Raw genomic sequence first — 11361 nt, 5'->3', positions numbered from 1 at the left:
CGGCATGCGCCCAATCCCCAGTCGGCCAGTCCCCCAGTTCCTCCCTGTGTCATCAGTACGTGTCCAGCGCCGACCGCTCCCGCAATGTCGACCCCACCGCCAGATCCGTACTCGTCAGCACCGCGTTTCCGCACCGCAACGCGTCCTTCTCCGCGCCGAGCCGGTTCATCAGGTTCCCGACCTGGTCCGCCCATGCCGCGTGCGCCTTCTTCAGCGCCGCGGAGGTGAGCCAGCCGTCTCCGTCCCTCGCGCCGAACTCCCGTACGGCGGCGCCGTGTTCCTCGTCCGCCCAGCGTCCCGCCGTACGCGTGCCGGGCTCGATGTGGTCCTCGATCGCCTTCGCCGCCGCCCGTTTCTCACCCGGCGACGAAGCCAGTCGCCCCGGTGCCGAGACGCCCAACTCCCCCGGCACACCCGAGACATCCAGCACGCCCGGCACACCAGAACCGCCCACCCGTCGCCCTCACCATCCACCGCGCCGACGCGCTACACCCGCCGGCTCTCCAACGGCCCCAGGTACAGCGCCGGCAGACCCCCCGTGTCGATCACGAGCCGCTGCAGCACCACCGTCGGGTCCACCATCCAGAACTTCAACCGGTGGACCCCGGCCTTCGTCACGGAGTGTTTCGTCGCCGTCGCGTTGACGTTGTCGGAGGTGTTGCGGGCCCACACCGCGTTCAACAGCCCGTCATCAGCACCGACGTTGATGTCGACGGTCTCGATCGGACCGGCGTCGAGGGAGACGCCGTAGCGCAGACCGCCCGTCGGCAACGCAGGGTTACGAGGGGACAGGTACGCCCACACCGTCACCTCCCCCGCCGACAGGAGACTCACCTCGTACTCGAGGCGCGGTGAATTCGCCCCGCCCGGCGTCTGCCTGGGCAACGTCACCGGCCACGGGGTCATCCCCGCGCCCGTGCGTCCGATGCCGTCGATACGGCGCCACCCGCCGACCGCCCGGTCGTAGTGCTCCCCGTCGATCGCCACATAACCGCCCGCCTCCACGAACCCGCGCAGCCCCCGGCCCGAGGGCTTCTCGGCGACGCAGGTGACGGCCACCGACGCCCCCGCACCGGTCACGGTCAGCACCCCCTCGGCCCGCCCGACCGGCAGCCGGGCCCAGTCCACCGCCACCTCCACCCGCACCTGCTCCTCGACCCGCCCCCGCGGCCGGTCCACCATCAGCCACGGCACCGAGGTCTCGATCCGGTAGTCGAAGGCCGTACGGCCCCGGTTGAACACCTCGACGAACTGCTGCGGCCGCGTCTGGTACGGACTGAACACCGGCAGTACGGCCGTCCCCGAAGTCACAACACCTCCATCACCGTCCGCCGCCACCCCCAGCCCCGCGGCCTCCGGCACCTCAATCCGCCGCACCGCCGGGAACAGCACGTCCGGCAACGCCACGTTGTCCTTCTCCGGCTGCTGCCAACCGGCGTTCGGCCCGTACCGCTCCACATCGCCGTAGTCGATGTGCGGCTGGGTCTGGAAGCCCCGCCATTTCCCGCCCGCCACCGCCGAGTTGAAGTGGTCGGCGAGGGCGAAGTCCTTCGACAGGCCCGACTCCGCCGCGTCCGCAAGGGAGTTGGTCGCGGAGCGGCCCTGCGCCGCATACCGCAGGTTCGTGAACTCGGCCGACCGCAGGCCGTAGAGGTTGGCCGTCGCCCGCACCTCGTAGCCGACGAGTTCGAACCATGCGTCCCGCAGCCGGGTCGGCAACCGTCGTCCGATCCGCTCGGCGCGCTTTCCCAGCTCCCGCCACTCCTCCGTGACCCGTTCCAACTCCCGGTGCCCGAAGGCGAACGGCGTCTGCTGGTCGTCGTAGACCACCTGTCCGTCGACGAGAGTGATCCGCCGGTTGAGCAGCTCCGGTTTGCGGCGGGCCTGCAACTGTCCATATGCCGCCAGCACGGAGGCGATCTCCGCCGACTGGTCCGCCCCGAAGTTCTGCCGGGCGTACCGGCGTTCCCATGCGCCGAGCTGCGAGAGGTCCCAACTCTCCGGGTTCCAGGCGTAGTTCAGGAAGAACTCGGTCGGGAGTTCGTTGCCCTTGAGATCCCCTACGTTCGCGACCCACAGGCCGTGGTTCCCGTACGCGTGTGCCGCGTGGAGTTGCTCCCAGACGTTGCGCAGGTTCGCCGTGTCCACCCACTTGTAGTTCCGTCCGGCGCCCACGTAGTCGAAGTGGTAGTACAGGCCGTAGCCGCCGGCCCGCTCCTCCGCCGGATCCGGATGCTTGCGGATGTTGCCCCAGTTGTCGTCCGTCAGTACGACGGTGACGTCGTCCGGTGCCCTCAACCCCCGGTCCCAGTACCGCTGCACCTCCTTGTACAGCGTCCACACCTGCGGGGTCTCCGCCGCGGGCCGGCCCGTCACCTCCTCGATGATCTGCCGTTGCGCGGCGATGATCTCCCGCATCAGTTCGATGCCGTCGCCGTCGGGGAGGCTCGTGTCGCCGTTGCCGCGCATGCCGAGCGTGACGACGCCCTCGAAGCCCTGGTCGACCATGCGCTGCACGCCGGCCCGCCAATAGGCGCGGATCGCAGGGGCGTTGAGGCGGTACGACCACTCGCCCGTGCCGCCGTACGGATCGTGGCCGGGCGTCACGATCGCGCCGGAGGCGTCCCGGACGGCGGCCACCGCGTGCCGGTTCCACTCCTCGATGCCCCGCATCATCGGTGCCTCGTGCGACGTGCCCATGACAACGCCGTATGCGGCCGCCCGCCGGTGGTTCTCCGGGTCGTCCTCCGCGAAGGCCCGCCCCCACACCGCCGGCCAGAGGTAGTTCCCCTTCAGCCGCAAGAGCACCTCGAAGACCCGGCCGTAGAAGTCCGCGGTGAAGCCGCCCGGGTACCCCGGCGCCTTCCCCGGCCCGAAGTACGCCGGCGCCCAGGTCCCCAGCGCCGGGTTCTCGTCGTTGATGAAGAAGCCGCGGTACTTCACCGCCGGCGTGCCCTGCGAGTACCGCCCGGGCAGCACCCACACCTGGTCGCGACGGGTCGGCGGTACGTCGTCCCACCAGTGCCAGGGCGAGACCCCGATGCCGTACGACACGTCGTACGCACCGAAGATCGTGCCGCGCGGGTCGCTGCCCGCGACGACGAACGCCCGGTCCACACCCGGCATCGGGCGCTCGACCACGGTCTGGAGCGAGGTCTCCCAGCGGCCGCGGATCCCGGACACGTCCAGTTTCCCGGCGGCCACCAGGCCGTCGATCAGCGCGCTGCGGCCGATCGTGCCGACGAGCACCGCCTCGCGGGCGAGCGCGCTGCCGGGACGCACGCCGGTGACGCGTTCGATGTCGGCCCTCAGATCCGCCGCCACCCGTACGACTCCTGGGTGATCGTCGGGGTCCACCACGACCGGGGCACCCACCAGCGAGAAGGCTCCACCGGTGAACGAGATGTACGCCCCCGCCTCCAGCGGCCCCGGCCCCGCTCCCGTCTTCGACGACAACACCGGCACCGCGGCAAGTCCCGTACCCAGAACGGCTCTTCGACTGACGGACGCAGACATGGGCCCGGACATGGCACACCCCTCCACACCTAATTTGGTCAGCGGCATGACAAATGGTGGGACGAGTGGAGGGCGGGAACAACGGGTCGTACGCGCCGAATAGTTTCGTAACAGCTGCCCCGCGACGCAAAGAGGCCCGTACGACCGAAGTCGTACGGGCCTCTCTGAACTACCGGGAAACTACCGGGTCAGATCAGAACTACTTGTTGATCTTGGTGACCTGGCCGGCGCCCACCGTGCGGCCACCCTCACGGATGGCGAACTTCAGGCCCTCTTCCATGGCGACGGGCTGGATGAGCGAAACCGTCATCTCAGTGTTGTCGCCCGGCATGACCATCTCGGTGCCCTCGGGGAGGGTCACGACGCCGGTCACGTCCGTGGTGCGGAAGTAGAACTGGGGACGGTAGTTGTTGAAGAACGGCGTGTGACGGCCACCCTCGTCCTTGGACAGGATGTACGCCTGGGCCTCGAACTCCGTGTGCGGGGTGACCGAGCCGGGCTTGATGATGACCTGGCCGCGCTCGACGTCCTCGCGCTTGATGCCACGGAGGAGGAGACCGACGTTCTCACCGGCCTGGCCCTCGTCGAGCAGCTTGCGGAACATCTCGATGCCGGTGACCGTGGTGGTGGTCTTCTCCTGCTTGATGCCGATGATGTCAACGGTCTCGTTGACCTTCAGGACACCACGCTCGATACGGCCGGTGACGACCGTACCGCGACCGGTGATCGTGAAGACGTCCTCGACGGGCATGAGGAACGGCTTGTCGACGTCACGCTCGGGGGTCGGGATCGACTCGTCGACGGCGGACATCAGGTCGAGGACCGTCTGGCCCCACTCCTTGTCGCCCTCAAGAGCCTTGAGCGCCGAGACCTTGACGACCGGCAGGTCGTCGCCCGGGAACTCGTACTCGGAGAGGAGCTCACGGACCTCGAGCTCGACGAGCTCCAGGATCTCCTCGTCGTCCACCATGTCGGCCTTGTTCAGGGCGACGACGATGTACGGAACGCCGACCTGGCGGGCCAGGAGCACGTGCTCCTTGGTCTGCGGCATCGGGCCGTCGGTGGCGGCGACCACGAGGATGGCGCCGTCCATCTGCGCCGCACCCGTGATCATGTTCTTGATGTAGTCCGCGTGACCGGGGCAGTCGACGTGGGCGTAGTGACGCGTCTCGGTCTGGTACTCGACGTGCGCGATCGAGATCGTGATACCGCGCTGGCGCTCCTCAGGAGCCTTGTCGATCTGGTCGAAGGCCGAGGCCTCGTTCAGGTCCGGGTACGCGTCGTGCAGCACCTTGGTAATGGCGGCCGTGAGGGTCGTCTTACCGTGGTCGATGTGACCGATGGTGCCGATGTTGACGTGCGGCTTAGTCCGCTCGAACTTCGCCTTCGCCACTGGGTCCTCCTGTGGAGTGGTTCTGGTACGCCTTACTCATCGGCGCCAGGTGATCTTTGCTGGGATGCCGCCCGCCGGGGTCTGCCCTCCCGGGTGAGCCCCGGCGGTCGGTGTCAAGCCTAAAGCGTGCAAACGGTGTGTGTTACTCGCCCTTGGCCTTCGCGATGATCTCCTCGGCGACGTTCCGGGGAACCTCGGCGTAGGAGTCGAACTGCATCGAGTAGCTTGCGCGACCCGAGGTCTTGCTGCGGAGGTCGCCGACGTAGCCGAACATCTCCGAGAGGGGCACGAGGCCCTTCACGACGCGCGCACCGGCACGCTCCTCCATGGCCTGGATCTGGCCACGGCGGGAGTTGATGTCACCGATCACGTCACCCATGTAGTCCTCGGGCGTGGTGACCTCGACGGCCATCATCGGCTCAAGGAGCACGGGGGACGCCTTGCGCGCGGCCTCCTTGAAGGCCTGCGAACCGGCGATCTTGAACGCGAGCTCGGAGGAGTCGACCTCGTGGTAGGCACCGTCGAGCAGCGTGATGCGGACACCCGTCATCTCGTACCCGGCGAGGATGCCGAACTGCATGGCCTCCTGCGCACCGGCGTCCACCGACGGGATGTACTCCCGCGGGATACGGCCACCGGTGACCTTGTTCACGAACTCGTACGCCGGGCCGTCGGCCTCGGTGATGGGCTCGATCGCGATCTGCACCTTGGCGAACTGACCGGTACCACCGGTCTGCTTCTTGTGGGTGTAGTCCACGCGCTCGACGGCCTTGCGGATCGTCTCACGGTAGGCGACCTGCGGCTTACCGACGTTGGCCTCGACCTTGAACTCACGGCGCATACGGTCGACCAGCACCTCGAGGTGCAGCTCGCCCATACCACCGATGATGGTCTGGCCGGTCTCCTCGTCCGAGTGGACCTGGAAGGAGGGGTCCTCCTCCGCGAGACGCTGGATGGCGACACCCAGCTTCTCCTGGTCACCCTTGGACTTGGGCTCGATGGCGACCTGGATGACCGGCGCCGGGAAGTCCATGGACTCCAGGATGACCGGGTTCTTGTCGTCCGAGAGCGTCTCACCGGTGGTGGTCTGCTTCAGGCCCATGACGGCGACGATGTCGCCGGCGCCCACCGACTCGATCTCCTCACGCTTGTTCGCGTGCATGCGGTAGATCTTGCCGATGCGCTCCTTCTTGCCCTTGACCGAGTTCAGCACTGCCGAACCCGCCTCCAGGCGGCCCGAGTAGACCCGGACGAAGGTGAGCTTGCCCAGGTGCGGGTCGCTCATGATCTTGAATGCGAGCGCGGACAGCGGCTCGTCCACGGACGGCTTGCGCTTGATGACGACCTCGGGGTCCTTGACGTCGTGGCCCTCGATGGCCTCGACGTCCAGGGGGGTCGGCAGGTAGCGCACGACCGCGTCGAGCAGGGGCTGGACGCCCTTGTTCTTGAACGCGGTGCCACAGAACACCGGGGTGACCGTGACGCCCTTGGACTTGCCGGACGCGATGGTGACGCGACGGATCGCGGCGTACAGCTGCTCCTCGGTGGGCTCCTGGCCCTCCAGGAACAGCTCCATGATCTCGTCGTCGTTCTCCGCGACGGCCTCGACCAGCTTGCCGCGGTACTCCTCGGCGGCCTCGGTGTGCGTGGCCGGGATGTCGACGACGTCGTACATCTCGCCCTTCGCCGCCTCGGCGGACCACACGAGCGCCTTCATGCGGACCAGGTCCACAACGCCCTTGAAGTCCATCTCGGCACCGATCGGCAGCTGCATGATCAGCGGCACCGCGCCGAGGCGGTCCTTGATCATGTCGACGCAGCGGTGGAACTCCGCGCCGGTCCGGTCGAGCTTGTTGACGAAGCAGATGCGGGGCACGCCGTAACGGTCGGCCTGACGCCACACCGTCTCGGACTGCGGCTCGACACCGGCGACACCGTCGAACACGGTGACGGCACCGTCGAGGACGCGGAGCGAACGCTCCACCTCGACCGTGAAGTCCACGTGACCCGGGGTGTCGATGATGTTGATCGTGTAGTCGTCGTCCTCAAGCGGCCAGTGACAGGTGGTGGCAGCAGAGGTGATCGTGATGCCACGCTCCTGCTCCTGCTCCATCCAGTCCATGGTGGCGGCGCCGTCGTGGACTTCACCGATCTTGTAGCTGACGCCGGTGTAGAAGAGGATCCGCTCGGTGGTGGTCGTCTTGCCCGCGTCGATGTGGGCCATGATCCCGATGTTGCGGACCTTGGCCAGGTCAAGTGAAGTGGTAGCCATAAGGCTTCAGTCTTCTCTCGGTCTCGATGGGGTCTGCGACTACCAGCGGTAGTGCGCGAAGGCCTTGTTGGACTCGGCCATCTTGTGGGTGTCCTCGCGCTTCTTGACGGCCGCGCCGAGGCCGTTCGAAGCGTCGAGAAGTTCGTTGAGCAGACGCTCGGTCATGGTCTTCTCGCGACGGGCGCGGGAGTAACCGACCAGCCAGCGCAGCGCGAGCGTGTTGGCGCGACCGGGCTTGACCTCGATCGGAACCTGGTACGTCGCACCACCGACACGGCGGGACTTGACCTCAAGCGTGGGCTTGATGTTCTCCAGCGCGCGCTTCAGCGTGATGACCGGGTCGTTGCTGGTCTTCTCGCGCAGGCCCTCCATGGCGCCGTACACGATGCGCTCGGCGGTGGAGCGCTTGCCGTTCAGCAGCACCTTGTTGATCAGGGAGGTGACAAGAGGAGAACCGTAGACCGGGTCGATGATGACCGGGCGCTTCGGGGCGGGGCCCTTACGAGGCATTTTCTACTTCTCCTTCTTGGCGCCGTAGCGGCTGCGGGCCTGCTTGCGGTTCTTCACACCCTGGGTGTCAAGCGAACCGCGGATGATCTTGTAGCGAACACCGGGCAGGTCCTTCACACGGCCGCCGCGCACGAGCACGATGGAGTGCTCCTGCAGGTTGTGTCCCTCACCCGGAATGTAAGCGGTGACCTCGATCCCGCTGGTCAGACGCACACGCGCGACCTTACGCAGGGCCGAGTTCGGCTTCTTCGGGGTGGTCGTGAACACACGCGTGCAGACGCCACGGCGCTGAGGGGAACCCTCGAGTGCGGGCGTCTTGTTCTTCTCGACCTTGTCCTGCCGGCCCTTCCGGACCAGCTGCTGGATCGTAGGCACTACTTCTCCGGTTTCTGTGTGCCGATGGTGAAGCTAACCTGGAACGTCGCCGACCCACGCGGTCGGGTGTGTCGAATCCCGCAGACTTTCGCCGGGTAGCAAAAGGGGCGCAGATTGCGGTGGCCAGTGTCAGCTCCCCTAGTGCGGTTCAAGGCACGCACGAGAGCCAGGGCACACCCCAGGCACAAGGACTGAGCGTACCTACCTCATTCGCTGCGGTCAAAACAAATGGGTGTCACCCACGGCTCGACGGGGAAGAGGGCAATGCCGCACCCGCACGGCGATCTTCGAATCCACGGTCCGGAGCCCTCAGCCGGACGACACCGTGGCCGCTATCAGGCCCAGCAGGATCAGCAGTCCCCAGCCCGCGATGGAGAGCCAGCCGAAGACCAGTCCGGTCAGCGCCATGCCGTCGCCGCCCTCGTCGGTCCGCCGTATCTCCGCGCGGGCGGTGTGGCCGAGAACCACCGCGGGGATGCCGGTGAGTCCGAGCGTCGGCACGGTGAGCAGGCCGCAGACCAGCGCGCCGACCGCCTTGCCGTTGGTCACCGGCACCGGGGCCGGCAGGAACGTCGGCGGGGTCGGCCGGAATCCCGGCTGCGGGCCCTGGAGGGCGACCGTGGCCTGCGGGCCCTGGGGGAGATCGGCGACCAGGAGCATCAACTCACCCACCGTGCGGGCGCCGTAGGCCCGGGCGACCCGCTTCTCCAGCTCGTCCTCCCGCAGCCGCCCCTCGGCGAAGCCGGCCCGGAGCACGTCCACCGCCCGCTCCCGGTCCGCGGTCGCGGCCAGCATCGACCCACCGCTCTGGCCCTGCCACGGCTGCGGCTGCGATCCCTGCCCCTGCCACGGTGTCGGGTACGACACGGAACACCTCCCCCGGCGCCGGAGACCGAATGCCTCCATGATGCTCCAACGCCCCGAAATCGGCACCGGTTCCCCTTCGGGACCGAAAGGGGACGGCCACCCCGTTCCTGGGGCAAAAGAGAAGCAGAGTGGCCGGTGTCATCGGGTGCGACGGGCGGTGCGTTCCGCGGCGAACACGTCCTCCAGGCGGAAGAGCTGGGCGCGGCCCGACTTCCCGGCCGGCCGGAGCCGGCCGAGCTGGACCCACTTGCGGATGGTGGCGGGCGCGACCCCGGCCTCCTGGGCGGCCAGCGGCCCGGGGATCAGCGTCGGCGGTCCGGTCCTCGTCGGTGGCGTCATCGGCTCCACTCCCCCTCGTCCCAGGTGTGCCGGTAGGCCGGGTCGTCGTGGCAGCCGCAGTCCGGCGCCGCACAACGGCAGGCGGGGTTCACACAGAGGACGGCACCGCGGTCCGGGAAGGCCCGCAGCGAGACCGAGTCGCACCAGGGGCAGCGGCCCGACACCCGGACGACGGTCTCGGTGTCACCCAGGGCGCGGGCGCAGCGCCGGGCCATCCGCCGGGTCTCGTCCCGTACATGCGCCGCGAGTACGGCGTCGGCGGCGACCTCGTCGAGCAGCGCGGCGATCCGGCGCAGCCGCTCGGGCACGGGAACTCGCCGGGCGCGGGGCAGCCCGAGGCGGTCCCGCACGGCCTCCTCCAGTTCTACGACGCCGTCCGTGATGTCGCGGATGGTGTCGGAGATGTGCAGGCGCAGCGGGGCCGCGCTGTGGCCGGGGGCGACGAGTCCGTGGCGCTGCTCCATGAGCAGGGCCTCGGCGCGCTCCTCGCGGAGCCGGTCGGCCAGGCCGGGCGGCGGGGCGGGCGCGTGGTGGGACGGCGCGGTGCGGCCGGGGGCGAGTTCGACGCTCAGTTCGGGGAACTGCTGGAGCAGCGTGCCGATCCAGAGGGCGGCGTGCGCGGTCGGGTCCGTCGCGGCGGACGCCGGGCTCCGGTCAGGCAAGGGAGCCTCCCCGCGTGGTCGGCCCCGGTGGCCGGGGTGGTGGGCATGAGCCGGTTTCGGACATGGGGCCTCCCTGAGAGACGCGTGTGAAGCGAGCGGCGTCCAGGTTCACAGATTGCGCGCGCGCCCGCAACTAGATTGCCATCCGCCCCGCGTGGCCAACCCCTCACCCAGCGTCGAAGTTCAAGCGTTTTTGCCAAATCTTCCCATCTATTGCTTGCGCGCACAGAATTACGTGCGTGCGGGCACGCTAATCTGATATCCCCCAGAGGAAGCGAGCACACCGATGGCCAGTCAGGATCTGGACGCGTTCGCCGCATGGGTCGAGGACCTGATGCGGGAGCGCGACTACGACATCGACAGCCCGCGCGGCGGCGGCAAGTCCCGCATCGCGGACGAGGCGGGCGTCCACCGCGCCGCCGTCACCCGCCTGTTGCAGCGCCAGAGCATGCCCGACCTGGAGACCACGCGCAGGCTCGCCCGGGTACTGGGGGTGCCGGTCCGCGACATGCTCATCCGCTCCGGCCGGCTGACCGCGGAGGAACTGGCCGATCCGCACGAGCAGTCGACCTCCCCCGCGCCCGGCGTCGAGTTCGGCCGCCGCCCCACGCTTGAGGAGGTCGCCGAGCTGCTGGGGGTGCCGGCCGACCGGCGGGAGATGTTCGTGCGCGTGGTCGAACAGTTCCTGCCGAACGACGCGCCGACCCTGAAGGACGGCCACGGACGCGATCAGGACGAGGCACAGGCGTGACGTAGTGCGGGTAGTCGGCGACCGGCGGTGGGTGGCTACCGGCACCCCCGTTCTGCCCGCTCGCCGCCTGCTTAGTTGCGCGTGCGCACGCAATGTGTCACAGTTGGTGCAGCGGCGGAGCTGTACCCACCCGGGTCACGGCCCGCCGTTTCGCACAGCGCAGCACAGAAGGGAGGCCATCCCGTGGCCGATCCGACGGTCACCTTCCCCGACGTCGAGCGACTCGTCGTCGACTTCCTGACCGACCGCACCGAACTCGCCGCCGCCACCGTGGACAACGTCCCGCCGAGCGGATTCGACGGCACCCAGCAGGTCGTCCTGGTCTCCCGCTCCGGCGGGGCCTGGATCGACGACCAGCACCTGGACCAGCCGCTGGTGGACTTCGAGGTCTACGGCCCCGAAAAGACCGCCGCGCACACGCTGGCCCTGCTCGTCCGTTCCGCCGTCCTCACGCTGCGCGGAACGACCTACGGCACCGCACACGTCACCGACGTCGTCGAGGCCGACGGACCGCGCTGGCTGCCCGACTGGAACCGCGCGGCGGCGAACCGCTACTACGCGACGGTGAGGCTCCACATCCGCCCCGCCTGATCCGCCGATCCCGCTGACCATCCGAACAGGCCCCGCCCACCAGGTCGTACGGCGGGGCCTTCGCCATGCCCCGGCACGGCGCAGC

Annotated in this window: 11 protein-coding genes; 2 read left to right on the top strand and 9 right to left on the bottom strand. The window is 68.7% G+C overall.

Features of this window, described 5'->3' with window-relative positions; genetic code table 11:
* Positions 1 to 52 precede the first annotated feature (52 nt).
* The 9 genes from ABZT04_RS14535 to ABZT04_RS14495 form a co-directional block, all read right to left on the bottom strand.
* Positions 53 to 430 carry a hypothetical protein gene (locus ABZT04_RS14535; protein WP_356056538.1) on the bottom strand — a complete coding sequence of 126 codons (378 nt, stop codon included), beginning with the start codon at positions 428 to 430 and terminating at the stop codon, positions 53 to 55.
* Positions 431 to 486: 56 nt separating this feature from the next.
* Entirely contained in the window at positions 487 to 3516 is a 3030-nt protein-coding gene (locus ABZT04_RS14530) for a glycosyl hydrolase 115 family protein (RefSeq protein WP_356056537.1), read from the bottom strand.
* 199 nt (positions 3517 to 3715) lie between these two features.
* Complete coding sequence (gene tuf, locus ABZT04_RS14525) at positions 3716 to 4909, bottom strand: elongation factor Tu (protein WP_355905143.1); 1194 nt, start codon at positions 4907 to 4909, stop codon at positions 3716 to 3718.
* Positions 4910 to 5051: 142 nt separating this feature from the next.
* A complete protein-coding gene (fusA, locus tag ABZT04_RS14520) occupies positions 5052 to 7181 on the bottom strand; it encodes an elongation factor G (protein WP_355905139.1) in 2130 nt (709 codons plus the stop codon).
* Between the two features lie 39 nt (positions 7182 to 7220).
* Positions 7221 to 7691 (bottom strand): 30S ribosomal protein S7, encoded by a 471-nt coding sequence (gene rpsG, locus ABZT04_RS14515; protein ID WP_005481264.1) that lies wholly within the window; start codon positions 7689 to 7691, stop codon positions 7221 to 7223.
* A gap of 3 nt (positions 7692 to 7694) precedes the next feature.
* Positions 7695 to 8066 carry a 30S ribosomal protein S12 gene (rpsL, locus tag ABZT04_RS14510; RefSeq protein ID WP_003948652.1) on the bottom strand — a complete coding sequence of 124 codons (372 nt, stop codon included), beginning with the start codon at positions 8064 to 8066 and terminating at the stop codon, positions 7695 to 7697.
* 309 nt (positions 8067 to 8375) lie between these two features.
* The gene (locus ABZT04_RS14505) at positions 8376 to 8933 is read right to left on the bottom strand and encodes a DUF1707 and DUF4190 domain-containing protein (RefSeq protein ID WP_356056536.1); all 558 of its coding nucleotides are present in this window, start codon (positions 8931 to 8933) and stop codon (positions 8376 to 8378) included.
* Between the two features lie 138 nt (positions 8934 to 9071).
* A complete protein-coding gene (locus ABZT04_RS14500; RefSeq protein WP_356056535.1) occupies positions 9072 to 9272 on the bottom strand; it encodes a hypothetical protein in 201 nt (66 codons plus the stop codon).
* A complete protein-coding gene (locus ABZT04_RS14495) occupies positions 9269 to 9934 on the bottom strand; it encodes a hypothetical protein (protein WP_356056534.1) in 666 nt (221 codons plus the stop codon). Before ABZT04_RS14495 ends, ABZT04_RS14500 begins: the two co-directional genes overlap by 4 nt.
* A gap of 286 nt (positions 9935 to 10220) precedes the next feature.
* Here ABZT04_RS14495 and ABZT04_RS14490 point away from each other — a divergent pair, with 286 nt between their 5' ends.
* Together ABZT04_RS14490 and ABZT04_RS14485 are read left to right on the top strand one after the other, a co-directional pair.
* Complete coding sequence (locus ABZT04_RS14490; RefSeq protein ID WP_356056533.1) at positions 10221 to 10685, top strand: helix-turn-helix transcriptional regulator; 465 nt, start codon at positions 10221 to 10223, stop codon at positions 10683 to 10685.
* 183 nt (positions 10686 to 10868) lie between these two features.
* Positions 10869 to 11276 carry a hypothetical protein gene (locus tag ABZT04_RS14485; protein WP_356056532.1) on the top strand — a complete coding sequence of 136 codons (408 nt, stop codon included), beginning with the start codon at positions 10869 to 10871 and terminating at the stop codon, positions 11274 to 11276.
* Positions 11277 to 11361: the final 85 nt, after the last annotated feature.

The organism is Streptomyces sp. NPDC005492, from assembly GCF_040605995.1.
Lineage (GTDB): Bacteria > Actinomycetota > Actinomycetes > Streptomycetales > Streptomycetaceae > Streptomyces.
This window is presented reverse-complemented; position numbering and strand designations above follow the sequence as displayed.

Coding starts and splice junctions, on each gene's coding strand:
- ABZT04_RS14530 (WP_356056537.1), bottom strand. CDS start 3,516: ATGTCTGCGTCCGTCAGTCGAAGAGCCGTTCTGGGTACGGGACTTGCC.
- fusA (WP_355905139.1), bottom strand. CDS start 7,181: ATGGCTACCACTTCACTTGACCTGGCCAAGGTCCGCAACATCGGGATC.
- rpsG (WP_005481264.1), bottom strand. CDS start 7,691: ATGCCTCGTAAGGGCCCCGCCCCGAAGCGCCCGGTCATCATCGACCCG.
- ABZT04_RS14490 (WP_356056533.1), top strand. CDS start 10,221: ATGGCCAGTCAGGATCTGGACGCGTTCGCCGCATGGGTCGAGGACCTG.
- ABZT04_RS14500 (WP_356056535.1), bottom strand. CDS start 9,272: ATGACGCCACCGACGAGGACCGGACCGCCGACGCTGATCCCCGGGCCG.